23 protein-coding genes and 4 pseudogenes are annotated in these 25,844 nt (G+C 64.9%); 11 read left to right on the forward strand and 16 right to left on the reverse strand.

Features of this window, described 5'->3' with window-relative positions; all coding sequences use genetic code 11:
* Positions 1-470: 470 nt before the first annotated feature.
* The 6 genes and pseudogenes from RZE79_RS32685 to RZE79_RS32710 form a co-directional block, all read right to left on the reverse strand.
* A pseudogene (locus tag RZE79_RS32685) lies at positions 471-620 on the reverse strand (amino acid ABC transporter ATP-binding protein); the annotation flags it as partial.
* 147 nt (positions 621-767) lie between these two features.
* A complete protein-coding gene (locus RZE79_RS32690) occupies positions 768-1,937 on the reverse strand; it encodes a pyridoxal phosphate-dependent aminotransferase (protein WP_319361450.1) in 1,170 nt (389 codons plus the stop codon).
* A gap of 106 nt (positions 1,938-2,043) precedes the next feature.
* On the reverse strand, positions 2,044-3,225 hold the full coding sequence (locus RZE79_RS32695) for an enolase C-terminal domain-like protein (protein WP_319361452.1): 1,182 nt from the start codon (positions 3,223-3,225) through the stop codon (positions 2,044-2,046).
* A 42-nt stretch (positions 3,226-3,267) separates the two neighbouring features.
* Positions 3,268-4,260 (reverse strand): tripartite tricarboxylate transporter substrate binding protein, encoded by a 993-nt coding sequence (locus tag RZE79_RS32700; protein WP_319361454.1) that lies wholly within the window; start codon positions 4,258-4,260, stop codon positions 3,268-3,270.
* Positions 4,261-4,301: 41 nt separating this feature from the next.
* Positions 4,302-5,570, reverse strand: coding sequence for an aminotransferase class V-fold PLP-dependent enzyme (locus tag RZE79_RS32705; RefSeq protein WP_319361456.1), 1,269 nt, complete (start codon positions 5,568-5,570; stop codon positions 4,302-4,304).
* A 16-nt stretch (positions 5,571-5,586) separates the two neighbouring features.
* Positions 5,587-6,525: a dihydrodipicolinate synthase family protein gene (locus RZE79_RS32710; RefSeq protein WP_319361458.1), complete on the reverse strand. Its 939-nt coding sequence runs from the start codon at positions 6,523-6,525 to the stop codon at positions 5,587-5,589.
* Positions 6,526-6,699: 174 nt separating this feature from the next.
* Here RZE79_RS32710 and RZE79_RS32715 point away from each other — a divergent pair, with 174 nt between their 5' ends.
* The 3 genes from RZE79_RS32715 (at position 6,700) to RZE79_RS32725 (ending at position 9,296) form a co-directional block, all read left to right on the forward strand.
* Positions 6,700-7,704, forward strand: a complete 1,005-nt coding sequence (locus RZE79_RS32715; protein WP_319361459.1) for a LysR substrate-binding domain-containing protein — start codon at positions 6,700-6,702, stop codon at positions 7,702-7,704.
* Positions 7,705-7,745: 41 nt separating this feature from the next.
* The gene (locus RZE79_RS32720) at positions 7,746-8,069 is read left to right on the forward strand and encodes a hypothetical protein (protein WP_319361461.1); all 324 of its coding nucleotides are present in this window, start codon (positions 7,746-7,748) and stop codon (positions 8,067-8,069) included.
* Positions 8,070-8,615: 546 nt separating this feature from the next.
* Complete coding sequence (locus RZE79_RS32725) at positions 8,616-9,296, forward strand: ion channel (protein WP_319361463.1); 681 nt, start codon at positions 8,616-8,618, stop codon at positions 9,294-9,296.
* Positions 9,297-9,722: 426 nt separating this feature from the next.
* On the opposite strand, the gene RZE79_RS32735 is transcribed toward RZE79_RS32725, so the two are convergent.
* The 3 genes from RZE79_RS32735 to RZE79_RS32745 all read right to left on the reverse strand — a co-directional run bounded on the left by RZE79_RS32735 (position 9,723) and on the right by RZE79_RS32745 (position 11,058).
* A complete protein-coding gene (locus RZE79_RS32735; protein ID WP_319361465.1) occupies positions 9,723-10,055 on the reverse strand; it encodes a BrnA antitoxin family protein in 333 nt (110 codons plus the stop codon).
* Complete coding sequence (locus tag RZE79_RS32740) at positions 10,036-10,305, reverse strand: type II toxin-antitoxin system RelE/ParE family toxin (RefSeq protein WP_319361466.1); 270 nt, start codon at positions 10,303-10,305, stop codon at positions 10,036-10,038. Before RZE79_RS32740 ends, RZE79_RS32735 begins: the two co-directional genes overlap by 20 nt.
* A gap of 363 nt (positions 10,306-10,668) precedes the next feature.
* A complete protein-coding gene (locus tag RZE79_RS32745; RefSeq protein WP_319361467.1) occupies positions 10,669-11,058 on the reverse strand; it encodes a DUF3223 domain-containing protein in 390 nt (129 codons plus the stop codon).
* A 586-nt stretch (positions 11,059-11,644) separates the two neighbouring features.
* Here RZE79_RS32745 and RZE79_RS34815 point away from each other — a divergent pair.
* A pseudogene (locus tag RZE79_RS34815) lies at positions 11,645-11,761 on the forward strand (universal stress protein); the annotation flags it as partial.
* Positions 11,762-11,915: 154 nt separating this feature from the next.
* On the opposite strand, the pseudogene RZE79_RS32755 reads toward RZE79_RS34815, so the two are convergent.
* Positions 11,916-12,887: pseudogene (locus RZE79_RS32755) on the reverse strand (methyl-accepting chemotaxis protein); the annotation flags it as partial.
* A gap of 493 nt (positions 12,888-13,380) precedes the next feature.
* On the opposite strand from RZE79_RS32755, the gene istA reads away from it, so the two are divergent.
* Both istA and istB read left to right on the forward strand, forming a co-directional pair.
* Positions 13,381-14,874, forward strand: a complete 1,494-nt coding sequence (gene istA, locus RZE79_RS32760) for an IS21 family transposase (protein ID WP_319361469.1) — start codon at positions 13,381-13,383, stop codon at positions 14,872-14,874.
* Positions 14,871-15,674 carry an IS21-like element helper ATPase IstB gene (gene istB, locus RZE79_RS32765; RefSeq protein WP_319361471.1) on the forward strand — a complete coding sequence of 268 codons (804 nt, stop codon included), beginning with the start codon at positions 14,871-14,873 and terminating at the stop codon, positions 15,672-15,674. Before istA ends, istB begins: the two co-directional genes overlap by 4 nt.
* Positions 15,675-15,716: 42 nt before the next feature.
* On the opposite strand, the gene RZE79_RS32770 is transcribed toward istB, so the two are convergent.
* The 3 genes and pseudogenes from RZE79_RS32770 to RZE79_RS32780 all read right to left on the reverse strand — a co-directional run.
* Positions 15,717-15,983 (reverse strand): MCP four helix bundle domain-containing protein, encoded by a 267-nt coding sequence (locus RZE79_RS32770; protein WP_319361473.1) that lies wholly within the window; start codon positions 15,981-15,983, stop codon positions 15,717-15,719.
* 197 nt (positions 15,984-16,180) lie between these two features.
* Entirely contained in the window at positions 16,181-17,080 is a 900-nt protein-coding gene (locus tag RZE79_RS32775) for a universal stress protein (protein ID WP_319361475.1), read from the reverse strand.
* Positions 17,081-17,240: 160 nt separating this feature from the next.
* Positions 17,241-17,288, reverse strand: a pseudogene (locus RZE79_RS32780) (hypothetical protein); the annotation flags it as partial.
* On the opposite strand from RZE79_RS32780, the gene RZE79_RS32785 reads away from it, so the two are divergent.
* The 3 genes from RZE79_RS32785 to RZE79_RS32795 all read left to right on the forward strand — a co-directional run bounded on the left by RZE79_RS32785 (position 17,268) and on the right by RZE79_RS32795 (position 19,380).
* Entirely contained in the window at positions 17,268-17,594 is a 327-nt protein-coding gene (locus RZE79_RS32785; protein WP_319361477.1) for a universal stress protein, read from the forward strand. The pseudogene RZE79_RS32780 and the gene RZE79_RS32785 sit on opposite strands and share 21 nt — an antisense overlap.
* Positions 17,595-17,781: 187 nt before the next feature.
* Complete coding sequence (locus RZE79_RS32790; RefSeq protein WP_319361479.1) at positions 17,782-18,807, forward strand: sodium:calcium antiporter; 1,026 nt, start codon at positions 17,782-17,784, stop codon at positions 18,805-18,807.
* Positions 18,808-18,837: 30 nt separating this feature from the next.
* Positions 18,838-19,380 carry a hypothetical protein gene (locus RZE79_RS32795; protein WP_319361480.1) on the forward strand — a complete coding sequence of 181 codons (543 nt, stop codon included), beginning with the start codon at positions 18,838-18,840 and terminating at the stop codon, positions 19,378-19,380.
* Positions 19,381-19,411: 31 nt separating this feature from the next.
* On the opposite strand, the gene RZE79_RS32800 is transcribed toward RZE79_RS32795, so the two are convergent.
* The 3 genes from RZE79_RS32800 to RZE79_RS32810 all read right to left on the reverse strand — a co-directional run bounded on the left by RZE79_RS32800 (position 19,412) and on the right by RZE79_RS32810 (position 23,393).
* The gene (locus RZE79_RS32800) at positions 19,412-19,861 is read right to left on the reverse strand and encodes a universal stress protein (protein ID WP_319361481.1); all 450 of its coding nucleotides are present in this window, start codon (positions 19,859-19,861) and stop codon (positions 19,412-19,414) included.
* 45 nt (positions 19,862-19,906) lie between these two features.
* Positions 19,907-22,540, reverse strand: a complete 2,634-nt coding sequence (locus tag RZE79_RS32805; protein WP_319361483.1) for a cation-translocating P-type ATPase — start codon at positions 22,538-22,540, stop codon at positions 19,907-19,909.
* A gap of 85 nt (positions 22,541-22,625) precedes the next feature.
* Positions 22,626-23,393: a YoaK family protein gene (locus RZE79_RS32810; protein ID WP_319361485.1), complete on the reverse strand. Its 768-nt coding sequence runs from the start codon at positions 23,391-23,393 to the stop codon at positions 22,626-22,628.
* Between the two features lie 321 nt (positions 23,394-23,714).
* Between RZE79_RS32810 and RZE79_RS32815 the strand changes: the two genes are divergently transcribed.
* The gene (locus tag RZE79_RS32815; RefSeq protein ID WP_319361487.1) at positions 23,715-24,086 is read left to right on the forward strand and encodes an Hsp20/alpha crystallin family protein; all 372 of its coding nucleotides are present in this window, start codon (positions 23,715-23,717) and stop codon (positions 24,084-24,086) included.
* 73 nt (positions 24,087-24,159) lie between these two features.
* Positions 24,160-25,824, forward strand: a complete 1,665-nt coding sequence (locus RZE79_RS32820) for an alpha/beta fold hydrolase (protein WP_319361489.1) — start codon at positions 24,160-24,162, stop codon at positions 25,822-25,824.
* Positions 25,825-25,844: the final 20 nt, after the last annotated feature.

Here is a 25,844-nt window from a genome sequence, read left to right on the forward strand (position 1 = left end):
GGACGAAGAGGATTGTTCTCTGCCGATATTGTTCCGTTAAATGGTACTTTCCCTAAGGAATCCGAAGAGGCGGGAAGCAGCGAAGTCCACTCTCAAGTCGATTTGTTTCGATAAACGGGACTGGAGGGAGTGCAGCGGGTGCAACAGCAAGCGTGCTGCTAGCCGAGGGACACGCGTGGGGACACAAGCGAACTCGCCGGCCCTTATGGGCGCATTCAGTGGCATTGAACCCGCCCTGGGACGGTTTTTTGACACCTGCCGGCGAGGAAATCCGTACGTCAGCGCGGGGCTCGGATGTGCGCGGGCAGACAACCGCGCTCGCCACCAGCGCCTGCTTGTTCAGACGCAGGAGCGCTGGGTTGCCGGCGGTGCGCATGTGTGCGCCGCTGGAACTTGTGTCCCGAGCGCGCGACGCTGCCGTCGATCCGCGGGGCAGGCCTCGTATTTCCCGGGATCCGCGCTGCCGGCGCTCAGTGCTGGAGGATCTTCGAGAGGAACTGCTGGGCGCGGTCGGGGCACGCGGCCGTTGCCGAAGAACCCTTCCTAGGGCAGTCTTCGACGATGCTGCCGCGGTCCATGAAGATCACGCGGTTGGCCACCTTGCGCACAAAGCCCATCTGGGCCTGCGCACGCTCGTCGTGCCCAAGTCCGACATTCCTTCCCTCGAGGCAGTCCCGGCCTGTCTGCGAGCGAGGATCATTGATGGAAGACGGTCCCTCGTGGGCGTGTACGCAGGTGCGGTGCGCGTCGGCACGTTGGGCTAGCCTCTAGGCGCCCAGTGCCGCACGTACCTTGTCGCCCAGCCCGCGGAGTCGCTCGACCGGCTCGTTGGAGAAAACAAGACGCAGGTACTGCGCGCCGTGCACCTGGCCCCAGCCCTGCATGGCGGTGGCGCAGACGCGTGCTTCCAGCAGCCGCTGCGACAGTGTCTGCCCATCGATGCCGAAGTCAGTCGCCCGCAGCAGCAGCGACCAGCCGCCGGCCGGAACGCCGACCGGTAGTCCCTTGAGTTCGCCGAGCACCGTGTCGCGTCGGCGTTCCAATTCGGCCACATAGGGCGCGAGCGTGCGCACCGACTGCTCGAGCGCCGTTGCCACCGCGTCCTGCGCGATGCCCACCGGCACCACCACGTTGGCGAGCGACACGGCCACGAGGTCGGACATGTAGCTTTCGGGCGCCACAGTCCAGCCCACGCGCCAGCCGATCATGCGCAGTTCCTTGGCCGACGAGCCCACCGTGATCGTGCGCTCGGCCATGCCGGGCAGGCCCGCCGGATGGATCACCTTGCGTCCGTCGTACAGCAGCCTTTCCATGGCCGTGTCGAGAATCAGCGTCAAGTCGTGCTGCACGCACAGCGCGGCGATGGCGCGCCAGTCGTCTTCGTCGAAGCAGCCGCCCGTGGGCATCGAAGGCGACATCAGCAGCATCACGCGCACCCGCGGACTGACAGCAGCCTGCAGCGCGCCGCGGTCGAGCTTCCATTCGCCTCCGGGGTTGAACACAAACGGCACGTACTTCGGCGTGCCGCCCGCGAGCCGGATGCGGTTGAGCAGGCCCGCGTAGGTCGGATCGGTCACCAGCACTTCGTCGCCTACCTCGACCGTCGCGAGCAGCGCATTGAGGATGCCCGAGAGCCCGCCGGCCGAGATCACGCAGTTGCGCGCGCCGTTGTACGCCACGCCCGACAACGCCGACACATGCCGCGCCGCCACGTCGCGCAAGCGAGATTGGCCGACAAAGGGAAGGTAGCTGTTGTCCGAATCTTCCGAGGCGGCGCGCGCGGTGCGCTCGATGGCCTCGGGGTCGGGCGGAATGTCGACATCGAGGTTCTCGAGCCGAAGAAAGGGCGGCCCGTCCACGTCGTCGGCAATGGCGCCCATGCGGTCGACGCCGATGCCGGCGATGTGGGTCAAGCGGGCGGGGCGGTGGCGTGGCATGCCGGTCTCCTTCTGCGTACTGAGAAAGCAGTGGTATGCGACAGCTTGGCACACCCGCGGGTGCGTTTCAACGCTGGCTGTCGCCTTCCTCGTGCGTCATCAGCGTTCAGGCCCCTTGCCGCTGCGCGAGTTCCCGGAAGATCGCGTACAGCGCCGGCTGCTCCTCGAAGCCGATGCCTGGTGCACAGGGCAGGGTCGCGAACCCATTGCTCACCTGGACCTCGCGGCTGAAGCCACCGAAAGGCTCGAACAGCCCGGGGTACGACTCTGCGCTCCCCAGACCCAGGCCTGCGGTTGCGTGCAGGGACATCATGTTGCCGCCGTGCGGGACGATGTTCTGGCGGCCTACGCCGTGTGCCCGCGCCACTTCGACGATGCGGTGCAGTTCGCGGATGCCGTAGGCCAGCGGTGGGTCGGGCTGCAGCACGACGCGTCCGCCGAAGCACCCGTAGCGCAGGAAGTTGTCCGCTTCCTCGCGAGAAAAGAGGTTCTCGCCGCCCGCCACGGTGCCCGGATAGGCTTCGCCGACCGCGCGATAGGTTTCGAAGTCGGCTGGGTCGCAAGGCTCTTCGAGCCATCGCAGGTCGTAGGGTGCAATGGCGCGCGCAAAGGCCAGCGCTTCGTCGCGTTGGAAGGCGCAGCTTGCGTCGAGCGCGAGCCTCGAGCCGCTCCCGATCAGCGCCAGCACCGATTCGATGCGCCGAAGGTCGTCGGCCAGCGCAAGCCCGCCGGCCTTGATCTTGACCTCGGTGTAGCCGGCGTCGAGATGGCCGCTCACTTCGTCGCAGAGCAGCGCGAGGTCATTGGCGCCGCGGTAGAACCCGCCGCCGACGTAGCACCGCACGGTGCGCGGAACGTCAGCGCCCGGTTCGGCGAAGCGCTCGGCCAGTACGCGGTAGAGCGGCAGGCCGCGCATTTTTCCGACGATGTCCCAGAGCGCCAGTTCCAGTGTGCCGACGGCCATGGAGCGTTCGGCATGCGCACCGGCTTTCTCGCGCTGCAGCAGTACATCGACCGCGCGGCCGGGGCCGACGATGCCGGTGTCCGGGTCGTTCAGCTCATGGGGCGCGGCGCGCAGCAATCGCGGAATGAAGCGTTCGCGCAGAGGGCCGCCGCAGGCGTAGCGGCCGAAGGAGTTGAAGGCGTAGCCGACGACCCTGCGGCCTTCGCGAAACTGGTCGGTGGCGATGGCCACCACGCTGGCGGTGATCTCGCTGAAGTCCACGCGCGCGTTGCGCAGCGACGTGACGATGGGAACGGTGCGTTCCTCGATGCTGGTGATTTTCATGCGGGGCAGGGGTATGCGGAGGTATGCGGGGTTCTCGCCCGTTCAATCGACGATGGCGCCGGTGCTCTTCACGATGGGCCCCCACTTGTCGTGCTCGGTCTTGATGAAGGCGCCGAACTGCTCGGGTGTTCCATGCACTGGCGTACTCCCCAGCTTGGCCACCTGCTCGCGCACGGCCGGCGTGTCCAGCGCCTTGCGGGCGGCCTCGTTGAGCTTGTCGACGATGGCGCGCGGCGTGCCCGCCGGCGCCAGCAGTCCGTACCACGCAAGCGCTTCGTAGCCTGGAACGCCGGCTTCTTCGAGCGTGGGTACTTCGGGCAACAGTGGCGAGCGCTGCCTGCCGGTCACCGCCAGCGCGCGCAGCCTGCCCGTCGCGAGGTTGGGCATGGCCGACACCATGCTGTCGATCGCGAAATCGATCTGTCCGCCCATCAGGTCGTTGGCCATCGGCGCCTGTCCCTTGTAGGGAACGTGCGTGGCCGTGATGCCCGCGAGCGATCCGAGCAGCACGGACGACAGGTGCTGCGGCGTGCCGTTGCCGGACGATCCGAAGCTGTACTTGCCGGGGCTCGCCTTCAGTGTCTTGAGAAAGGCCGCTGCGTTGCGTGCCGGGTTGGCGTCGTTGACCTCCAGCACCAGCGGCACGGCGGCGATCTGCACCACGGGCGTGAAGTCTTTCAACGGGCTGTAGGGCAGCTTGGCATAGAGCCACGGACTGATGGCCAGCGGTCCGCTGGACGACAGCAGCAGGGTGTAGCCATCGGGCCTGGCCTTGGCCACCATGTCGGTGCCGATGTTGCCCCCGGCGCCCACCCTGGCCTCGATGATCAGCGGCTGCCCCAGGATGGCCTGCATGCGCGGTGCAATGACGCGTGCGAGCAGGTCCGAGGGGCCGCCCACGGGGTACTGGATGACCACCGTGATCGGCTTCACGGGATAGGTCTGCGCCATCGCTGCCGGGACTGTGCCGGCAAGCGCCGCCGCGATCAGTGGGCCGGCGAAGCGGCCGGGTTTCGAGTGTTTTCGGGTTTTCATTTTGTCTCCTGTGTTGATCGGCAATCGGGGGCGAGGGGAAATCAGCCGCTGCCTGTCGGCACCAGCGCCTCGAGGGCCAGCACCAGGCGTTCGATCTCTTCGTCGTCGGTGAGGTAGTGCGGCGTCAGCCGCAGCAGGGGCCCGCCAGCGCCCGCAGCTTCGAGGGCCCAGCGCGCATGCTGGGTGCCCACGAGCGATACGTTCACACCGGCTTCGCCCAGACGGCGGACGAACCCCTCGGCATCGCCCACGGCCTCGGGAAGCGCATAGGTCATGAGGGCGGTGGCCCGGGCATGGCCGGCTTCGAGTGGCTGCCATCCGAGGCGGGCTTCGAGCGTGCTGGCCGTGCTTTCGCGAACCCGTGTGTTCTGGTCGGCGATGCGCGCGGGGCCGGCCGATAGCGCGCTGTCGCACGCCGCGCCGAGCGCCAACCGAAGGCCGGGATGAAACTCGCTGCCTTCGAAGCGCCGGGCATCGGCGTGCGGCAGCACGCACGTGCCCGTCAGCCATTGGGCGCCCGCCACGTCGACCGCGTCAGGCGCGTCGAGCCGGGCCAGTGCGCGTTCGGAAAGGCACAACACGCCCAGGCCCTTGGGCCCGCGCAGCCACTTGCGCGCAGGGAACACCAGCATGTCGCAGTCCAGTGCGCGCATGTCCACAGGCAGTTGCCCCACGGCGTGGCTGGCGTCCAGCAGCAGCAGGCCGCCGCGCGCGTGCACACGTTGCGCCACGCCTGCCAGTGGCGTGGCGACGCCCCACGAAGTCGGCACCACCGGGAGCGAGACCACGGGCAGGTGGGCCGCATCGGCGATGCGGTCGAGTTGATCGTCCAGCCTTTCGAGAAACGATGCCTCGGCGGGTCTGGCCGACATGACCGAGAAGGCAAGCCGCCCGCGTTGCGCAGCCGCCAGTAGGTACAGCGCGTTCGCACCGTATTCGTCGTGCGTGGTGACGACGTGCACGGGCCGTTCGCCGCTCAGCGCCGCGCTCACCGCGGTGGACCAGGCGCGGCTGGCGGAATCGAAAAAGGCGATCTGGTGGGCCTGCGCACCGACGAGCCGTGCGACGCTGGCGCGCACCGAGCGCAATGCAGCGGCGTGTTGCTCGGCCGCACGGTGTGCGCCGGCGGCTCTTTCTGTGTCCAGCCACGCATGCCAGGCCGCGTACACCGCATCGGGCGGCAGGCTTGCCGAACCGTGCGCAAAGTGCGCATACCGGCCCCACGCCCGCGTTTCGCCGCGCAGGCGCGTCAGCTCGGCCTCGGTGAAATGTGCCGCGCCGTACATCGCGGTGCAGGCGTCGCTTTGCATCGAAGGAAGAACCTGCTCAGGCCAGGCCGTCGATGGCAAAGGCCGCGCTGCGTAGCGCTTGCTGCAAGGCCTCCTGCTGCATGGCGTCGAGCGCTTCAAGCGGGGGCCGCACGCGGGCCCATTGCGCGTCTTGCGTTGCGCTGGCAATGGCCGATTTCATGGCGGGAATCAACGGGTACGCCGCGAACTTCGCACGCACGGCGTTGAGCGCGTCCTGCTGCGCGGGCGCGCTCTCGTCTTTCCAGGTCTGGAACAGCCGCACGATCGCTCCCGGGTTGACGTTCGCAGTGGCCGAGATGCAGCCCGCGCCTCCATGGCGCAGGGTGTCGAGCAGGATGGTTTCCGTACCGGCGAAGACATCGAAGCCCTCGTGACCAAAAAGCGAAAGGGCGCGCTCGGTGTAGGCCCAGTCGCCGCCGGTGTCCTTCATGCCGGCCACCACGCCCGGGTAGCGCCGCAGCAGCCGCTCGACCAGCGCATGGGAAAAGCCGACCTGCGCCACCGGTGGAATGTGATACAGGTAAACGCGCAGGCGCCGGTCGCCCACGCGTTCGATCACCTCGCTGAAGAAGGCGAACAAGCCGTCGTCGGTGATGCTCTTGTAATAGAACGGCGGCAACGCGAGCACGCCGGCGCAGTGGTGTTCGACCGCCGCCCGTGTCAGGCGCACGGCATCGGTCAGTGAGCAACTGCCCGTGCCCGGTAGCATCCGCGCGGCTGGCACGCCTGCCTCCACGACGTGCTGCAGCAGGTCGATGCGCTCGTCCACGCTGAGCGAGTTGCCCTCCGAGTTGGTGCCGAACATGGCGAGCCCGCAGTCCTGCGCCACCAGCCACCGGCACAGGTGCGCAAAGCGCGCCGCGTCGGGCTTCAATTGGGCATCGAACGGTGTGAGGACGGGGGCGAGCACGCCGCGAAGACGTTGCTGCTGTTGTTGTTCCTGAAGGTGCGGCATCTGCGACTCATGGGTTGAAAGTGCAGGAATTCTGTTTTTTTGCGGGCCGGTACGTGTTGATTTGTTTGGCCGGTGTTTTGCTAAATCCGCAATCCAAGGGCCCTTGAAAGCCATCGCGTTCCATTTGTGGAGATGTAGACTTTTGCCGCCGCAACTGTTTGAGAAAACCGCAACATGATCGATTTGGTTACTCTCAAGGACTTCCTTGTCCTGTGCCAGACCAGGAGCTTCAGCCGCGCGGCCGAGCGCTGCCATGTGTCGGTGTCGGGACTGAGCCGGCGCATCCAGGGGCTGGAGCAATGGCTGGGCGCGCCGGTTTTCGACAGGCGCAAGACGGCGCTTGAACTCACGCACGCGGGACAGCGCTTGCAGGCCGTGTCGTCCGAGGTGGTCTATGCGCTGGAGGGTTTGCGCAAGTCCATCAAGGCCGATGGCGAAGACAGGCAGTTGCGCATCCGCTTTGCCGCGCCGCACATCATGTCGGCGGTGTTCTTTCCCGACTGGGTGCCCCGATTGCACAACGACTTCAAGACGGCCAAGTTCAGCGTGGACTCCGACAATCTGCCGGAATGCATGGAGCTGCTCGGCGACGGTTCTGCGGACTATGTGGTGGCGCTGTTCGACGAGGCCGGAACGGTGGCAGAACGACTCGGCGTGGTGCTGGAGGCCGGCGACCACCGGGTGCTCGAACTCGGCCGCGAGCGCCTCGTGCCCGTCAGCGCGCCCAATGCGGCGGGGCGGCCCCTGTTCGACCTGCACGGCCGCGCGGGCGAGCCGGTTTCATTCCTGGGCTATGCCGCGGAGTGCCATCTGGGCTGGTCGCTGCAACCCCTGCTGAAACGTCACGGCGAACTGCCGCTGCAGCAGAACCACAGCGCGAGCCTGACCGATGGGCTCCGATTCATGGCGCTGTCGAGCCTCGGGGTGGCTTGGCTGCCGCAAACGCTGGTGCGCGAAGACCTGGGTGCGGGGCGGCTGGTCAGGGCCGGCGACCCGGCGTTCGACGTGCCGCTGCGCTTCACCTTGCTGCGGCGTCCCGAACCGCTGGCCGCGCAGGCCGAGCGGCTGTGGGGTTACCTGAACGATCTTGCCGAAGCGCACCAGGCGGCGCCGGCGGACGTGACAACCCGGGGCGGGCATACTTTGGCCGCTTCCGAAACCCCGGTCCATGCCGATTGACGACGAGTGAATGAATGCCGGCCGAAGGGCTGCAACCGACGATGAGCAGATACGAAGGAAGGCCGCTGCTGCGGCTGGTGGATTGTTTTGTGCTGGACGCCATCGACCAGCTCGACGATGCGCAAAGGGCTACGCTCGAGGCGTTGGAGCCCCGGCTCGCGAAGACCTTCGATGCGAGCGGCACCTGGCAGGAGATCGTGGGCGGCCAGATGGGCTTTGCCCACGACTTGCCCGACAAGATCCGTCAGTTCTGGCGCGGCTACATCGACCAGGCGCAAACGCAGGCGCTGCGTGCGGACCCTCAGGCCTTCGTCGTGGCCTTCGTGGCGCAGAACTTTCCGGACATCGCGCCGCCCCGGCACTGAGATCCCGGGCGAGCGCGGCGTTCGGTTTCCATCAGAGAGCGGCGGCAGCTGTTCCCGTTGCGCCTGTGCCGCGTGCAGCAGGAAATTCCGTGTCGCCCGCATGCCGCCAGTTGCTTGGTTGCCGCTGGCGCCGTTCCAGAAGGTCCGCGTGAAGTTCGCCGCCTCCGGCAGCACGGGCTTGAGCACGATCGCCCTGCGCGATGAACGCCGGCACGACGGGTCGCGTCAATGCCCAGATCGCGGTGTACGGACTCGGAGGAGGGCACAGTTGCGCGGTGGAGGTAAAGACCCGCGCCAAGCAAGCAGCGCGGTCAAGACGATGTGATGGCGACGAGCTTCAGTCTCATCTCTGTTGCAGCGGAACTTTCGGACCCGAGGCGCCGCATCCATTCTGGTTGCGCTCCTCGCACATGTGCTGTCTTGACCCAGCCGCGCGGACCGGAACGGGCGGCCAAATGTCTCATCCCTGGTGTGCTTGCTCTCCCGTGGCCCTCCAAGGAGGCAGGGCTGTCGGTCGGCTCGATGTGATTGCCGGACAATCATTCAATGAACCCCCTGCGCCTGATCATTCACACGAAGCGTCATCCAAGTGCGATCCTGTTGATCGTGCAGCTTCTCGGAATCGTCCTGTACCCGTTCATCGAGCAAGCCGATACGGATCGCATCGGCTTCGGGATTTTTGGGATGGTGGTGCTGGGCATCACCACGAGGATGGTGAGACGTACGCCGGGATATACCTGGATTTCGGTGACGATCGCTGTTCCAGCCATCGTGCTGCTGGCATTGCAGGCTTGGTTCGGCATGCCGCAGCTGTTGCCATGGTCGGCCGGGCTCGAAGCTGCTTTCTATTTCTATGCCGCCGGCTGCTTAATCGCCTACATGATGGCCGACCGCAAGGCCACCAAAGACGAGCTCTATGCTGCGGGCGCAACATTCACCTTGATCGCGTGGGGCTTCGCCTATCTCTTTACGTTATTGCAGGCGCTCCAGCCGGGATCCTTCGCCGCAGCGATCCATCCGGAGGCGCCCCGCAGCTGGACCGAACTCGTATTTCTAAGCTTCGCCCTGTTATCAAGCACTGGCATCGGAGATGTCATTCCCGTGTCCGCGCATGCGCGGTCATTGGCCAGCTTGGAGATGTTCGCCGGCTTGATTTACTTGGCAGCCGTGGTCTCGCGGTTGATCGGCCTGACCTTGCAGGACCACAGTCAGCGCAGCCCAAAATAGCTCTCGTGTTGTTACCCGTGCGGGGGCGGCCTTGTGGCCCAGCCATGCCAAATTTTTGCCTTACCTCATCGTAGCGCAGCGGCGGTCCTATCCGGCTGTCGACCTGACGAAGATGCACGAACTTTGTTGTAGGAAGCACGCGGCTGGCTCGCACAACTTCTCGCTGCCGGCCATCGGTCGTCTGGCTGAAGCCGAAAGCATCCTGAAGGGCTGAGTCCTCTACGACCCCCCGTCCGCCGATTACTGGGCGCCCATCGAAGCCTGGGCCTGCGCTGGCCCCGCGGCGCCCAAGGCACCGAAGACCCGGTGATCCGCTCCATCATGCAGGCCATCATCGTCGAGCGCGACAAGCTCAAGGCCCAGCTCAACGTGCTGAAGGCCAACACGCACGTGACCGTTGACCACCGCCCCCTGGGTATGACCGTGTCAGCCCGAGATGCTGCCACGCACGGGCACCTTCGTGCGGCGCGGCGCGGCTTTCTTCACGGCGAACGCTTCGCGCAATGCATCGTTCGCGCGCGTCTGCCAGCCGGGGCCGGCTGCCTTCAGCGCCGCCAGCACATCGGCATCAAAGCGGATGGTGGTGGACACCTTGGCATCGGCCTTCGTGCTGCCAGCGGGGCGCCCAGGTTTGCGCGCGGCGATCTGGTCGGGCGTGTGGACGGCGGCATATTCGCCGCGCAGGGCTTGGTCAACGCTGCCCAGCAGCGCTGCCTCGAATTCTGCGATCTCTGGGTCCTTAACCTTTTTGGTGGGCATCAAATTTCTCCTTGAGGGCTTTCAGTACATCAGCGCCGATGTTGTCGAACTTGGCTTTGGCGTAGACCAGCACGAGCACCACTTCGTTGCGCTCGTTGCGCGAGAAGAAGATCACGCGGGCACCGCCGCGCTTTCCTATTCCGGCGCGCGTCCAACGCACCTTTCGCAGGCCGCCGGAGCCAGGAATAACGTCGCCGGCTTCGTGGTTCTCAGCGATCCAATCAATGAAGGCTTCAACGCTCTTCGTCATCCCAGACCTTTGCGGCCCAGTCGATGAAGTAGGGGGTTTCGATCACTGTGAACATGGGTTTATTGTAGTAACGTAAAACCTGCCGCACAAGAATTATCTGTAGTAACGAGAAATTTCTTCCAGCGGCGCTATCCCGGCAGCGTCCATGTGCAAAAGGCGATTCACCTTTTTAATCTTGCGGGAGCGGTGTCAGTGAGGTAGTGCCCGACTTCGCCTACCTGGCGCTGATCAAGGTAACTGCGGCAAAGCAGTTCGTGCGCTTGCTCAATTTAGATGCAGAAGCTGCGGCGGAGGAGTTGGCCAAGCTCCCATCTCTTAACGACAACCAGCCTTATTTATTTAACATAAGATACATTGTATTTCTTATAGGTGTAGCGAGTCGTCGGTCGAATCGTGTTTTGACCGTTTGGAGATGTCGTGTGCCGACATCCCTGCCGAACGCACTGCTTTGGCGTAGCTAAAGTCGACGGACGTGCCATCGGTACGATGCACATGAAAGCCGATCGTGCTCCAGCGGTAATCAGCGTTGCGCTGACGAGAGAAATGACTGATCCCGCTTCCCGTTTTCGTAGGGAAGCCAGGCATAACCGAACTGTCGTACATCGTCAGAAGAGCACAAAGGTCGTCGTGATGCGATGAATCACTGATTCGGTCTCCGTTTCCGTATTGCGCCAATATTTGCTTGAAGTGCTCGAGCGCTTCGGCGCGGGAGCGCCAGCGGCGACCATTGGCAAGCAGGACAGGTTTGATCATCGTGATTTTGCGACTGAATGAAGCAATGGAACTGCCGCCATCGACGCTGAATTGCGGACAGGTGACGGAGTGCGCGGTCCAGACCAGTTTTTGTTGGCTTGAATCCGTCTCGCATTCGGAAATCAGCGGCGCGCCGCCATGAAAGTCTTTACTTCAGCACCAGCTAAGGCGAAGAGAAAAAGGGGGCGATCGCTGTGCATTGCACGAGGGTAAGGGCCGCCCGTGAGCAGCTCATTGATCTGAATCAACGGCCCGGATTCCGGAGAAATCCACGTTCAACCGCACTCTGGTCGCCACAGACCGTTCAGCGCTCTCGAGGTAGGCGGTAACGAAGGCGATCGCCCTTGCCGCTCAGAGCGACGCAGAATTGATCGCATTCACCGTGGTGCCGCACTTTCCGTGGAGCCATTTCGACGGCGCCCTGTTCCATTCGCCCGAAGAATCGGCCGCCTCGAGATACGCTGGACCAAAAGGACACGGACGACGCTTGATACTGTGAAGGCGTGCGCCGAACAGAGCGACCGCCGGATCAAGACGGCAACCGGGAATTCAGACCTGGTGGGGAGGAGTCCATCATTGCTGCGGCAAACAAACAAAAGGCGACCTGATCGTGATGACTTCGCATGGACGCCAAGGGATTCAGCGCCTGCTGCTGGGCAGCAAGACCCAGGATGTTTTGACGGATTCAGCGCTGCCTGTCTTGTGCTTCGGTAGGCCGCGCCTTCGTCAGCGCAGACATGGGTGTCGGCTCGACCGCCGGCCTCCGAGCGTCGACTTGTGCGAGCCATTCAGCTTGCCCACAGCCACGTTCGTCATTTCCAGAGACACCCATGCGCGCACGTGGACAGGTTAGGACTTTAAGTGCAGTGGAGACGAGCGCGTCCCGCCCTCGTCTCTCCGAGCTTGAACAGGCTGACCGACCGCACCAGGCTTGCGGCCTGCTCCTGCATCGACTGGGCAGCCGCGGATGCCTCTTCCACCAGCGCCGCATTCTGTTGCGTCACCTGATCCATCTGGGCGATCGCTTGGCTGATCTGCTCGATGCCTGTGGTCTGCTCACTGCTCGCCGCCGATATCTCCCCCATGATGTCGGTCACCCGCCGCACACTGCCCACGATCTCCTGCATGGTCTTGCCGGCGTCGCCGACGAGCGCGCTGCCCTCGCCCACCTTTTGCACTGACTCGTCAATCAGGCCCTTGATCTCTTTGGCCGCTGCGGCCGACCGCTGCGCCAGATTGCGTACCTCGGCCGCCACGACTGCGAAGCCCCGGCCCTGATCGCCTGCGCGCGCGGCCTCGACTGCGGCGTTTAGCGCCAGGATGTTTGTCTGAAATGCAATCCCGTCGATGACGCTGATGATGTTCGTCACCTTGCAGGATGAGGCGTGAATCGAATCCATCGTGCGCACCACCTGGCCGACCACCTCGCCGCCCCTCACCGCCACCTCAGACGCCAGTACCGCCAGTTGGTTGGCTTGTCGCGCGTTGTCGGCGTTCTGCTTCACGGTGCCGGTGAGCTCTTCCATCGCCGCCGCCGTCTGCTCCAGGGAACTGGCTTGCTCCTCGGTTCGATTTGAAAGGTCCTGGCTGCCTGCTGCAATCTGGCTGGACGCGATCGCGATGGCGTCGGTGCTGCTGCGCACACCGCCGACGACTTCCGACAAGTTCGCGTTCATCGCCTTGAGAGCGCGCATCAATTGCCCAGTCTGGTCTTCGCTGTGCGCTTCAATGCGGGACGTGAGGTCGCCCGCGGCCACCGTCTGCGCGACCTTGACCGCTTCGCCGACCGGCCGCGTGATCGAGCGGGTCAGCAGGATCGCAATCGCAGCCGCCAATGCCGTTGCTGTGGCGCCGATTCCGAGCATCAGCATCGTGGCATTGCGTGCGATGTCGGCCGCTTCGACCGTGAACTGCTCCATCTCCTGCACCTGGGTGCGGGAAAACTCCTCGATGGCAGACAGATAGACCCCCTGCGGCTGAAGCATTTCCTTCACGAGGAATTCGCGACCGTCGTCGATCTGGCCCGATTTGATATGGCCAAGCAGGCGCGCCTCACGATCGCCGAAATTGCTGCGTGCCTCCAGCAGCGCACGCAGTGCATGCCTGCCAGTGTCGGTCTGGATGATCCCCTTCAATCGGTCGGTGGCCTTGGCAGTCTCATGCATGGATTCCTCAACCTCCGCGAGATTTGCCTTGATGACGTGGCCAGCGACAATTATCTTGAGCGGTCGACGACAACTATCGTGAGCGGTTGACGCGCGCGCCCGGGGTGCGTTTGCGGTCGGGTTTTAAAGTGGATTGCCTCTAGAGGAGGCAGCCACCTTGCCCGGCAAACGCATATCGGATCATCAAGTGACCAAGTACAAGGAACTGCGCAGCAAGCACAGCCAGGAGGTGGCGGCTGCCAAGGCTGGGGTGAGTGTGGCCAGCGCGCGCCGGATCGAATCGATGGTTCTTCTGCCCTCCCAGAAGCCTGCGCGGACATGGCGAACGCGCGCCGATCCGCTGACTGAGGTGTGGGCGGCGGAGGTCGTGCCGATGCTGGAGGCGGCCCCTGGGCTAATGGCGGTGACGGTGCTGGAGGAACTACAGCTTCGATATCCGCAGCGCTTTGACGGCGCGGTGTTGCGCACCCTGCAGCGCAGAGTGCGGCAGTGGCGCGCCGAGCACGGTGGCGATCGCGAGATCTTCTTCGCCCAGGAGCATCCGCCTGGCCGGCTCGGCCTGTCGGACTTCACGGTGTGCGACGAGTTGGCCATCACCATCGTTGGGGTGATCTTGCCGCACCGGCTGTACCAGTTCGCGTTCGCCCACAGCGGTTGGCGTCATGCGTGCATCGTCCTGGGCGGCGAGAGCTTCCAGGCATTGGCGAGCGGCCTTCAGGAGGCGCTATGGATGGCCGGCGGTGTGCCCGAAGAGCATCGCACCGACAGCCTGTCGGCGGCGTTCAACAACTTGGCCGAACAGGAGGAACTCACCGCCCGCTATCGCGAGCTGTGCGCGCACTACGGCCTGCGCGCGAGCCGCAACAATCCGGGCGTGAGCCACGAGAACGGTTCGATCGAAGCACGCCAGGGCAGCCTGAAGACCGCACTGAATCAGTCGTTGCTGCTGCGCGGCACACGTGAGTTCGCGAACCTCGAGAGCTACGGTCAGTTCGTCGCAGATACCGTACGGCGCCTGAACGCGCGCTGCGCTCGACTTTGGGAGATCGAGCGTGCCAGCCTCCGGCCCCTGCCAACTCGACGGACGGTGGACTTCGAAGAGGTCGACGCCCGGGTCAGCAAGTTCGGTCTGATCAGCATCAAGGCCGCCCACTACAGCGTGCCGTCCAGGCTGGTCGGCCATCGGCTGAAGGTCCGGCTCTACAGCGCCCACCTCGAAGCCTGGCTGGGCGGCGTGAAGGTGTTCGAGTGCGAGCGGTTGCGCAGCAGCGCCCAGACCAAGCATCCCAAGCGCATCGACTGGCGCCACATGCTCCCGTCACTGCGACGCAAGCCCGGAGCCTTCGCCCGCTGGATGTTGCGCGATGCCATGTTCCCGCGCAGCGAATACGCCCAAGCCTGGGAGCACATGAGCCAGCGCCTGAGCGAGCGGGAGGCCTGTCGGTTGATGGTGAATCTGCTCGATCTGGCCGATCGGGCCAATGTGGTAACCGAGCTCGCCGCGATCCTCAGCGCCCTGGGCGAGCGCAACGAACTCCCCGACATCGAGGTGTTGAGAGCGCAGTTCGCGCCGCGTCCGGCATTGATGCCGTTCGTGGAGGTCCTGTTGCCGGCTACCGCGGTGTACGACGATCTGCTGGAGGCCGCATGAACACGATTGCATCCGCGCGCACCGCGGCCGATGCAGCGCGCCTGCCCCTCATGCTGGGAGAACTGAGGCTTCCAACGATGAAGCGGCTATGGGCCGAGCTGGCTGAGCAGTCCAACCGCGAAGGCTGGCCGGCAGAACGCTTCCTCGGCGTACTGCTCGAGCAGGAGGTCAACGAACGCGAGACGCGTCGGCTTGCGCGCGCTCGCATCGACAGCCAACTGCCACCGGACAAGAGCTTGGCCAGCTTCGACTTCGACGCAGTTCCGGCCGTCTCCAAGGCCCACGTCACCGCCTTGGCCGAGGCCGACGGCTGGATCGCGCAAGGGCACAACTTGCTCGCCTTCGGGCCGCCGGGCGTGGGCAAGACTCATCTCATCGCCGGCATCGGCCATGCCTTGATTGACCACGGCTACAAGGTCCTCTTCGTGCGCACGAGCGACCTGGTGCAACGTCTGCAGGCGGCGCGCCGAGACCTGCGCTTGCCAAATGAACTCGCCAAGCTCGATCGCTTCGATCTCATCATCCTGGACGATCTGAGCTATGCACGGCGGGACCAGGCCGAGACCTCCGTGCTGTTCGAGCTCATTGCCGAGCGCTACGAGAGAAAGAGCATTGCCATCACGGCCAACGCACCGTTCTCGGCGTGGGACGAGGTCTTCCCCGACAAGGCCATGACGATTGCCGCGGTCGACCGCTTGGTCCATCACGCCACTATCCTGGAGATGAACGTGGACAGCTACCGCCGCCGCGCTGCGTTGCCGGCTCGCCGGCAACGCAGCGCAACGACAACTACTCAATGATCTTGCTCGACCGCACCGCTCAAGATAATTGACGCTGGCCGCTCAAAGTAGTTGACGCCGGGCAATGACGGCAGGATCGCGCGCGATCAGGGCAATCGATAAGGCGCGGGCTTGCTTGTTCACCTCGTTCTCGACAGTCTGCGCGAGCGCCACCTTGGCGAAGCGGTCATGTGCAATGACCTCCGTGTTGTCGTCGACCGCGCGGATGCGGCTGATGCCGACAGCAACCATGAGCATCAGCAAAACGATGACGGCTGCGAACCCCGCCCCCATGCGGGTACCGATCCTGAAATCCTTGATCTGTTTCATTGCGTTCTCCAGAAGCGAGGTCCACTGAGAAGCGAAGTGCTCGGCCGGTGCCGGTTCAGGGACTACTGGTCTATCGGCAATGAAATTTAATTCTTTAGTACTAAATGCTAAATTTTTTAACTTGGCCTCGAAGGGATGCACGTGACATGCCGCACCCCTGGGCGGAGCAGGACGCCTTGCAGTATGGCTTTCGCCAGTCAGAGCGCGTTTGGACAATATGGGCTACCACCGCGCACCACCAGCGTATCGCAATCGAGCGAATGCAACAGTTGCTCCGCAGTGCTCCCGAGAAGCGCCCGGGGTAGCCCGCTGCGGCCTTGGGATCCGAGCACGACCAGGTCCACGTTCCCGTGCGCGACATAGTCGGCCAGCAACTCGGCGGGCAAGCCGGGCTCCAGCAGGCGCTGCAACGCCGTCGCGGTGGACGCAGGGAGGTCCAGTCCCGCCAGGTGCGCCTCGCACTGCCGCGTGACCGCCGCGCACGACGCGTCAATGGCGGCCGTCCCCATGTCTACTGCCGAGACGGAGGGCTGGTAAGCGTGGAACAGCGTCAACTTCGCGCCTTCGAACCAGCGCGCGGCCATCGCGAGCGCCCGCCCGGCGGGCTCTGAGAAGTCGGTGGCCACCAACACGTGGCCGTATGGTGTGGAGCCGCGCGAGCGCACGTTCAGCACGGGTATCCGGGCGTGGCGCACGAGGCTGTCGACCGTGCTGCCCAGCTGGACTCGATCGAGGCACGCGTCCTTGGCGATGCCCAGCACCACCAGCGAGTTGCCGTCCCCGCCCGACGCCTCCAGCACCGCGTCGGCGGGTGCGCCGACGACGACACTGCACGAGGCGCTGATGCCCTCGGCGACCAGGTCATCGCGCAGGCGCCGCTCGAGCATCGATGTCCAGGGCTCCGATCGCCGCCAGGAGGGCGCGTCGCCGGACATTCGCTCGCGATGTGCGACTTCGGATGGGCTGACGGCGTGCACAACGCCGAGCTCGCTGTTCCAGGTTCGTGCAAGCTGCCACGCGCGCGCGAGCGCCCGATCGCAGCGGGCGCTCATGTCCGTGGCGACGATGAGGCGGGTGGGCAGGGTCGGTTCGGACATGGGTTGCTCCAGGGAGTGAACGGTCGACGCGTGCGCAAAGATAGTCTTCCGGTGGCGGAACGAGTTGATTTGCATCAACCGGCCAACCGGTGCCTCCGTCGAACACGATCGAAGGGCCCGGCAGCACATGCATGAGCGTCAGCGTCGCACCGGTCTCGCGGGCGACCCGCGCGGCACGCCCGGCCGCATGCCGCGCCGGAGCCGACAGGTCGATGCAGACATCGTCGAGCAGTACCGGCGCCGAACACGTGCAGAGGCGACACGGCAGTTGCACGCGTTGGCGGAGCGCTCAGGTCTCGAGCCGGGCGGGTGGGAGCCCTGCGTGATCGAGGGCGACCCCTCGCAGCGCCTGGTCGAGCAGGAGCAGGTCCACGACTGCGACCTCGTCATTCTCGTCATTCTCGGCAAGCACGGCCGCTCGGCCACCGAAGACCTGTTGCTGGGCAGCGTCACCAAGCACGTGCTGGCCGAAGGGAGCGCCGACGTGCTCGTGTCAACGCGACACGAGGCCTGAGGGCAGCAGGGCTGCAGAGGCGTGCGGGCACCAACGCACGCTGCCGACAAGTCTCCGAAGCCGCAGCGTGGCTTGATCCTCATCAATCCGACGGCGGGTGCAATTCCGAGAATGGCCCTGTGCTGGCGTAACGCCCGCAAAGGTCGAAGATGAATCACCCACAAATTTTTGCCGTGCACGGCGTCACATGGACACGGTGAGCGAACTAGGTCTGGTCTGGGCCAAGCTCATTCTGTGCGGCGGCGCGATTGCCGTCGCCGGCACGCTGCTGACCCGCTACGCCGACGTCATCGCAGACAAGACCGGCTGGTCGGGCGCCTGGGTCGGCCTGGTGCTGCTCGCCACCATCACCTCATTGCCCGAACTGGCCACCGGCATCACATCGGTCACGCTTGCTGACGCACCCGACGTGGCGGTCGGCAACGTGCTTGGCGCCTGCGTACTCAATCTTTCATATGTCGCCTTGCTGGACCTGCTGAAGCGTGGCGAACCGCTGTTCCGGTGCGCCGGACTCGAGCATATGGCGCTGGCTGGTTTCGGCGTCGTCATGCTGGGACCGGTCGGGCTGGGACTGGCTATCGCGCAGCTTCCGCTGGCGCATGGGCTGGGGCACGTCGGGTGGTACACCCCGGCCCTGCTGCTGCTCTATCCCCTGGCAGTGCGCAGCATTTCCAGGCTCGAACGGTCCGGGCTCTCTATCCAGCCCGGGCGCGTCGCCAGCCGCTACCCGGACATGTCCCTGCGCAAGGCCGCGCTGCGCTGCCTCGCGGCGGCCGCCGTCGTGGTCGCGGCCGGCAGTTGGCTGCCGTTCATCGCCACTGAGCTCGCAGCCTCGATGCAATGGACCCGGAGCTTCGTCGGCACGCTGCTGGTGGCCTTCGTGACCTCGCTGCCCGAACTGGTCGTGACGCTGTCGGCGATGCGTCTGGGCGCGATCGACATGGCGATCGCGAACCTGCTGGGGAGCAACATGTTCAACGTAATGATCCTCGCGATAGACGATGTGTTCTATGTTCGCGGACCGCTATTGGGGGCCGTCTCGCCAATTCACGCGATCTCAGTGATGTCCGCCGTCACGATGAGCGGAGTTGTCATCATCGCATTGCTGACACGGCCGACCGGTCGCGCGCTGCACCTGGCAAGCTGGAGTGGCGTGGCGCTCGGGTGCGTGTATGTGATCAACGCCTATCTGTTGTTCCGCTACAGCGCCTGACCCTGAACGAGACGACAAAGGAGAAAAACCATGACGCGCAGCCCATCGGAGCACGAACTGGACCTGCGTGTGAACGAGCTCGCACAGCTGTTCAATTCGATGGATCCCACGCCGTTCCTCAACAAGGACCTGGACCGCGAAGCCGAGGCGTACATCGAGTCCTGGGCCATGGGTCTTCCTCGCGACAGCCGGCTGCGTCTCTCGATCCACCTCGGACGCCTGCCGATCGAAGACGAGCCGAGCACTCTGTTGACCGAGGCGATCCACAACTACTTCGAATACAAGGGGAACCTGGCCAGAGGCGAGCTGAAGCAGCTCCTGAGAGATGGCCGCACCAGCCTGCTGATCGGCCTATCGTTTGTCACGGCATGCCTGATCGGGGCCGAGGCCATCGCTCAGGCGGGTACCCACACGGCTTTCACCATCGCGCGCGAGAGCTTGACGATCGTCGGCTGGGTGGCGATGTGGCGCCCGTTGCAGACATTCCTGTACGACTGGTGGCCCTTGGCGCGGCGGATCCGGGTGTACCAGAACCTGAGTCATGCCCATGTGCGCGTGGTGCAAGCCCAATAGCAGTTGCCGCAGACCGCGCGCGGCCCGGACCTCAAGGCCGCGGTACCAGCACCGGCACCTTGCATTGCGCCAGTACCTGCGAGGTGACCGAACCCAGCAGCAGCGCTCCCAGCGCCGAGTGGCCGTGCGATCCCATGAGGATGAGATCGAAGCTTTCTTCCACCGCCATGTCCGCGATCACCTTGCCCGGCCGCCCGACTCTGTGAATGATCGCGGGCTCCCACCCGCGCCGGGCGGCAAATTCGACCACAGGCTGCAACGCCCCCTCGGCTTCGGTCCGGTAGTAGGCCTGCGCCTCAGCCTCGTTCATGATACCGCGCACCCGGGGTGGGAGAGGTGGCACCACGGTCACGCAAGTGATCTCGTGCGGCTTGCCAAGCCACCCCCCCTCGGCACGCTGGCTATGTGCACTCTGCGCGGCCAGATAGTCCAACATGTGACGGGTGTATTCACTGCCGTCCACTGGCATCAGTATCTTCATGGTTGTCTTTCCTTTTCAGAATGGAGTTGCATCGGTCCGCGGCGCTCAGGCAATCTCGACCGCACCCCCCGGAGCGCTAGCCGCCCGACGGCGAACCCACTTTTCGATCTCTACCGCGCAAAAGACCACCACCGCGCACGCCAGGCACAGCGCCAGTTCGCCGGCCGTCAATGCCTCGGTCCGAAACACCGGCTGCAAGGCGGGAAGGTAGATCACCGCAAGCTGGAGCGCGAAGGTGGACAGAACAGCGCCCACCAGCGGCAAATTGCTTCGCAACCCTTGGGTGAATAGCGATTCGACTTCGGAGCGGATGGCCAACACGTGGGCCATCTGCGACAGCGTGAGCACCGTGAATACCATGGTCTGCCAATGCATGCCTGCCTTCAGGGCCCAAGCCTGAATGCCCAGGCACAGCGTTGCGATCAGCAGGCCGACCCACAGCGTGTGTTGCCACAGCCCTCCCGCGAACACGCTTTCACCAGGCGGGCGGGGCGGCCGCCGCATGACGCCTCGCTCGGCGGGCTCCGCGGCAAGGGCGAGGCCGGGCAGTCCGTCGGTCACCAGGTTGACCCACAGAATGTGCAACGGCAGCAGCGGTATCGGCATGCCCATCAGCGGTGCGAGGAACAAGGTCCAGATCTCGCCGGAGTTCCCCGTCATTGCGTAGCGGATGAACTTTCGGATGTTGTCGAAGATTCGTCGACCTTCGCGCACGGCCCCCACGATGCTCGCAAAGTTGTCGTCGAGCAGCACGAGGCTGGCCGCCTCCCGCGCGACGTCGGTGCCGCCCTTCCCCATCGCCACGCCGATGTCCGCCTGCTTGAGCGCGGGCGCATCGTTGACGCCGTCACCCGTCATTGCGACGAATTGCCCCTGGGCCTGGAGTGCCCGGACGATCCGGATTTTCTGGGCCGGGTCGACGCGCGCATACACGCGCACGTCACGGACCGCGCGCTGCAACGCCGCGTCGTCCATTGCGCTCAGGTCCGCACCGGTGAGCGCCGACGCACCAGCCTCTGCAATGCCGAGTTCGTGCGCAATGGCCAATGCTGTCGCCGGATGGTCGCCAGTGATCATCACCGGCGTAATACCCGCGCTGCGGCAATCGGCCACGGCAGCCTTGGCCTGCGGCCGGGGCGGGTCTGCCAGTCCCACGAGCCCGAGCAGGACCATGCCGGACTCGATGGCACCGGCAGGCTGGCCGGCAGGATCCTGCCCAAAGCAGCGGCGTGCCACCGCGAGCACGCGTAATCCTTGCGCCGCCATCGCTTGCGCGGCGACCAAGGCTTCGGCACTGTCCAGCGCAAGATCTCCCTGCGCCGATGCCACGCGAGTGCAGCGCGGCAGCACGGTCTCTGGGGCGCCCTTGGTCACCACGAACCAGCTTTCATGCTCACGGTGCAACGTGCTCATGCGTTTGCGCCCCGACTCGAAGGGCCATTCGTGCAAGCGTGCATTTGCCGCCCGGACAGCAACCGGATCGAGTCCATCGGCTTGCGCGGCTTCGACCAGAGCAGTCTCGGTCGGGTCTCCCACCCACTCTCCCTGGGCGCCCGCGCTGGCATCTGTGCACAGCAGCACCGCACGCCAGATGGCGTCGCGGGAGCCGCCGGCGAGGAGATCCACGACCTGAACCCGCATGCGGTTCTGCGTCAGGGTGCCGGTCTTGTCGGAGCAGATCACGCTGACGGAGCCAAGCGTTTCCACGGACGGCAGACGGCGAACGAGCGCATTCACCTTCACCATGCGACGGGCGCCCAATGCCAGCAGCACGGTCACGACCGCAGGCAGGGCCTCGGGAATCGCCGCCACAGCGAGGCTGATGGCGGTCAATGCCATGAGCAGCACCGGCTCGCCCCGCAGCACGCCGATGCCGAAGATCAGCGCACAGATGCACAGCACGACCAGGGACAGCCGCTTGCCAAACGACGCCAGGCGCTGCTGCAGCGGCGTGCTCCGCTCTTCAGCGTCGCGCAGCAGTCCGGCCACGCGGCCCAGTTCGGTCTGGGAGCCAGTAGCGGTCACCAACCCTTCAGCCCGGCCGTGTGTGACCAGCGTGCCCTTGAACGCCATGTTGAGCCGGTCGCCCAGCGCGTGCGCACTGCCGGACAGATGCGCGGTGTGCTTCTCCACCGTAACCGATTCCCCGGTCAGCGTCGATTCGTCGACCCGCAATTGGGCTGCATCGTGCAGGCGAAGATCGGCCGGCACGAGATTGCCGGCTTCCAGCAGCACCACGTCGCCCGGGACAAGCTGGCTCGTATCCAGGACCTGGGTGCGTCCTTCGCGCCGCACTGTCGCCTGCGGACTGGCCAGGCGCTTGAGCGCGTCGAGCGCGCGCTCCGCCCGCCACTCCTGGGCCAGACCGATGACGGCGTTGAGCACAACGATGACCGCAATGGCCACGGTGTCCGCCACATCGCCGATGAATCCCGACAGCAGCGCCGCTGCGATCAGCACCAGCACCATGAAATCCCGGAACTGGTCAAGCACGCGCTCAACAAGGCTCCGTGGCGGAGACTCCGGCAGGCTGTTGCGGCCGTGGAGCACCTGCCGCTCGGTCGCCTGCCCGGCGCTCAGGCCCTCTCGAGGGTCGACCTCCAGATGGGCTGCAAGAGCGTCGACGGTATGCAGGTGTGCATCACGGACCAGAGCGGAGACGTCTTTCGGGTCGTTCATCCGCACATCGTCCCGCGATGTCGACGATCGGGCCTTGAGAATGCGCAAACCAGGGCGTGGTCAGCAATGACGCGACGAACCGACGCTAGCCGACTTTCAGGAAGCGCATTAATGCCTTGGACCGGGATACGTCCCGCAGGAACGGCGGCACCGACAACGCCAGCAAGATCGCCGCAAGCGGCACCACGCAGACGAAGCCCAAGTAGCTGAAGCCCAGTGCGCCCACGATTCCGCCGGACACGAACATGGCCAGCAAGCCACCGGCCATCCGGATGCGCTCCCGGTTGTGGCGCACGTGCGGGGCGTCAGGGCCGCCTCGCCTGTTCCAGTACAGCATCTTTCCGAGTTCCATCCCGAGATCGGTGATGTTGCCCGTCATGTGGGTCGTGCGAATGCTTCCGCCGGAAGTCTTGGAGGCCACGGCGTTCTGCAGGCCCATGATGAAGGCCAACAGCAACGCCGTCAGGGGCACAGCGAACGGCGTGCCCCACGTGAGGGTCAGGGCCCCCATCAAGCCGAAGGGGAGCATGAGCGCGGCCTCCAGGAGGAGCGGCAAGGCGTAGACACTGTGCAGATGATGCTGACGGCCCCAATTCACGAGCACGGCGCAAGTGGCTGCACCGGAGAGGAATGCGAGGATGGCGCCCACCGCGTTCAGCAGCAGCTTCATGTTTCCCAATACCAGGCTGTCGGCCACCTGGGAGGCGAATCCCGTCATGTGGGACGTGTACATGTGAAGCACGAGGAACCCGCCCGCATTCACGGCGCCCGCATTGAATGCAAGCAGCAAGCCAAGCAGCCGGTTCGTTGAGGGCGCCCGGCGCCGATGAATGAGGTAGCGAAGTCTGCGCATGTCTGTTCCAGCACTACCCACGCGTCATGCGGCATCCGGCGCGACGTGCGTGGTAGTACCTGGCAGTCGTTTGCCAAAAGCTTTTGCAAACGTCGAGAGCCAGGCCGAAATCTAGGTCGATCGGCCTGCTTTCGGCTTGATTCAGCGCAAGTCCTCAGTTGCGTGCAGTCACTACATTCAAGCCGATCGGAGGCACAGGCGCGCCCCGTTCGAGTCGTTGCTTTTTTTCGGATCCTTGCTAGCCGCAACAGACCTGGGAGGCGATCGAACAAATGTCGCCACGATGCATCTGCCTGCCAATGCCACTCGATGAGGCCTGTCATGTACAACTTCGCCATCGCCGATCCATCTTCCATAGGCGGCACCGCCATCCAGGTCTGTGATGAAGAACCCCCTTCTGAAATGGCCATGACCGACCTGGCCGGCGCGGTGCACAGCGTGAGGCTTCGTATCGCCGAAGCGCCGCTCCGCTGGGAAGTGACGATCGAACTCAACGACATGCCGGCCGAGTCCTTCGAAGTCGAAGTCGCCGACAACGAGGTCCACATCCTTCTGCACGATATCGCACCTGTTGTGCTGGCATTCCCGCAGGTGATCGACCCGTCGGCCTCACGCGGTGAATGCGGGGACGGCATCCTCCGGTTATCCCTCGGGAAACAAGTCCTCCGGGCACTCGGGTCGGAGATTCTGTGAAGCCGGAGCTGTCGTTTTTTTGCACGTCCTGCCAGCGGCTCGGTCCGGCCTGGCAAATCACCAAGGAACCGCCATGAATGACGAGCCCGCCCAACTGGACCGGGCTTTGCACGCACTCTGGGGGCGCATGCTCGGAGGCATGTCGCCGGCCGCGCAGGTGCTCGCTTGGGCGGACTGGGCCATCCATCTGGCGACACAGCCCGGGCGCGCAACCAAGGCCGCCATAGGCGCATCCGCTGTCCAGGCTCCCGAGCCGGCGCATGACCCGCGGCTGGCGGGAGAAGAATGGGACGCGTGGCCCTTCAGCCTGTACCGACAAGCGCACGAGGCAAACGCTCACCGCTTGCTCGCTCTCATTAACGGCGTGCCTGGCGTGGAGCGTCACCATGAGCAGTTGGTGGCCTTCATGGCGCGGCAATGGCTGGAACTGTTGTCGCCCGCCAATTCAGCACTGACCAATCCGCAGGTCCTGCAGACGGTCGCAGCCACCTCCGGCAGCAGCCTGGTCAACGGGGCCCTCCAATGGCTCGGGGATGCCGGCCGCATGGCGTTCCGTCTTCCGCCGACAGAAGCCGGCGCATTCAGGCCCGGGCATGAAGTCGCGGTCACACCGGGAAAGGTCATCCTGCGCAATGACCTGATCGAACTCATCCAGTACGCCCCGACCACGCCGACGGTGTATGCCGAGCCGGTCCTCATCGTCAGCGCCTGGATCATGAAGTACTACGTGCTCGACCTCTCGCCGCACAACTCGCTGATCCGCTATCTCGTGGCCAAGGGGCACACGGTGTTCGCGGTGTCCTGGAAAAATCCCGATGCAACGGATGCAGAGTTCGGCATGGCGGAATATTTGCGCCTGGGCGTCATGGCGAGCCTTGACGCAGTCGAAGCCCTGGTGCCTCGGCGTCCGATTCACGCCGTGGGCTACTGTCTCGGCGGAACCCTCATGGCCATCGCCGCCGCAGCCATGGCCCGGGACAGCGACGAACGGTTGGCCTCCCTCACCCTGCTGGCCGCGCAAACGGACTTCAGCGAACCCGGAGAACTGAGTCTTTTCATAGACGAAAGCCAACTGGCGTTCCTGGAAGACATCATGTCGTGTCAGGGTTACTTGAGCGCGGAGCAGATGGCGGCCGCTTTTCAGGTACTGCGCCCCGGCGATCTGATCTGGACTCCCATGGTGCGCCGCTACCTGCTGGGCGAACGCGCGCCAATGGCCGACCTGATGGCGTGGAACGCGGACGGCACGCGCATGCCCAGCCGCATGCACGCCGACTATCTACGAGGCCTGTTTCTCGAAAACTCCCTGGCGGCGGGCCGTTACCAAGTGGAAGGTCGGCCTGTTTCTCTCGGTGATATCGATGTGCCGGTGTTCGCGCTCGGCACCCGTACCGACCATGTAGCGCCATGGCGCTCGGTGTACAAGATCCACCTGCTGTGCGACACGGAGACCACCTTCGTGCTGACAGAAGGCGGCCACAATGCCGGCATCCTGAGCGAACCGGGCCATCCGCACCGGAGCCATCGCGTGTTGAATCGCCCGAAGAACACTGCCTATGTCGCCCCCGATGAGTTTCTCGACCGTGCGCAAGAGGTATCGGGCTCCTGGTGGCCCTGCTTCGAGCAATGGCTCGCCACGCATTCGGGGCCGAGACGGCGGCCGCCAAGCATTGGTTCGCCCAGGCGCGGCTACCCGCCGGTCGGCGATGCACCGGGTGCCTACGTCCTCGGACACTGAGTCCGTGGCGCAGGTGCTAC

Origin of the sequence: Variovorax sp. EBFNA2 (assembly GCF_033802765.1) — a bacterium.
GTDB lineage: Bacteria > Pseudomonadota > Gammaproteobacteria > Burkholderiales > Burkholderiaceae_C > Variovorax > Variovorax paradoxus_H.

What these genes read in the sequence shown, in the direction of transcription:
- RZE79_RS32690 (WP_319361450.1), bottom strand. Translation starts at nt 1,937, where the DNA reads ATGCCACGCCACCGCCCCGCCCGCTTGACCCACATCGCCGGCATCGGC.
- RZE79_RS32775 (WP_319361475.1), bottom strand. Translation starts at nt 17,080, where the DNA reads ATGTCCGAACCGACCCTGCCCACCCGCCTCATCGTCGCCACGGACATG.
- RZE79_RS32695 (WP_319361452.1), bottom strand. Translation starts at nt 3,225, where the DNA reads ATGAAAATCACCAGCATCGAGGAACGCACCGTTCCCATCGTCACGTCG.
- RZE79_RS32815 (WP_319361487.1), top strand. Translation starts at nt 23,715, where the DNA reads ATGTACAACTTCGCCATCGCCGATCCATCTTCCATAGGCGGCACCGCC.
- RZE79_RS32770 (WP_319361473.1), bottom strand. Translation starts at nt 15,983, where the DNA reads ATGAAACAGATCAAGGATTTCAGGATCGGTACCCGCATGGGGGCGGGG.
- RZE79_RS32725 (WP_319361463.1), top strand. Translation starts at nt 8,616, where the DNA reads ATGAACCCCCTGCGCCTGATCATTCACACGAAGCGTCATCCAAGTGCG.
- RZE79_RS32800 (WP_319361481.1), bottom strand. Translation starts at nt 19,861, where the DNA reads ATGAAGATACTGATGCCAGTGGACGGCAGTGAATACACCCGTCACATG.
- RZE79_RS32740 (WP_319361466.1), bottom strand. Translation starts at nt 10,305, where the DNA reads ATGACGAAGAGCGTTGAAGCCTTCATTGATTGGATCGCTGAGAACCAC.
- RZE79_RS32700 (WP_319361454.1), bottom strand. Translation starts at nt 4,260, where the DNA reads ATGAAAACCCGAAAACACTCGAAACCCGGCCGCTTCGCCGGCCCACTG.
- RZE79_RS32715 (WP_319361459.1), top strand. Translation starts at nt 6,700, where the DNA reads ATGATCGATTTGGTTACTCTCAAGGACTTCCTTGTCCTGTGCCAGACC.
- RZE79_RS32720 (WP_319361461.1), top strand. Translation starts at nt 7,746, where the DNA reads ATGAGCAGATACGAAGGAAGGCCGCTGCTGCGGCTGGTGGATTGTTTT.
- RZE79_RS32705 (WP_319361456.1), bottom strand. Translation starts at nt 5,570, where the DNA reads ATGCAAAGCGACGCCTGCACCGCGATGTACGGCGCGGCACATTTCACC.
- RZE79_RS32790 (WP_319361479.1), top strand. Translation starts at nt 17,782, where the DNA reads ATGGACACGGTGAGCGAACTAGGTCTGGTCTGGGCCAAGCTCATTCTG.
- RZE79_RS32805 (WP_319361483.1), bottom strand. Translation starts at nt 22,540, where the DNA reads ATGAACGACCCGAAAGACGTCTCCGCTCTGGTCCGTGATGCACACCTG.
- RZE79_RS32795 (WP_319361480.1), top strand. Translation starts at nt 18,838, where the DNA reads ATGACGCGCAGCCCATCGGAGCACGAACTGGACCTGCGTGTGAACGAG.
- RZE79_RS32745 (WP_319361467.1), bottom strand. Translation starts at nt 11,058, where the DNA reads ATGATCAAACCTGTCCTGCTTGCCAATGGTCGCCGCTGGCGCTCCCGC.
- RZE79_RS32810 (WP_319361485.1), bottom strand. Translation starts at nt 23,393, where the DNA reads ATGCGCAGACTTCGCTACCTCATTCATCGGCGCCGGGCGCCCTCAACG.
- RZE79_RS32785 (WP_319361477.1), top strand. Translation starts at nt 17,268, where the DNA reads ATGCCGCGCCGGAGCCGACAGGTCGATGCAGACATCGTCGAGCAGTAC.
- RZE79_RS32820 (WP_319361489.1), top strand. Translation starts at nt 24,160, where the DNA reads ATGAATGACGAGCCCGCCCAACTGGACCGGGCTTTGCACGCACTCTGG.
- RZE79_RS32710 (WP_319361458.1), bottom strand. Translation starts at nt 6,525, where the DNA reads ATGCCGCACCTTCAGGAACAACAACAGCAGCAACGTCTTCGCGGCGTG.
- istB (WP_319361471.1), top strand. Translation starts at nt 14,871, where the DNA reads ATGAACACGATTGCATCCGCGCGCACCGCGGCCGATGCAGCGCGCCTG.
- RZE79_RS32735 (WP_319361465.1), bottom strand. Translation starts at nt 10,055, where the DNA reads ATGCCCACCAAAAAGGTTAAGGACCCAGAGATCGCAGAATTCGAGGCA.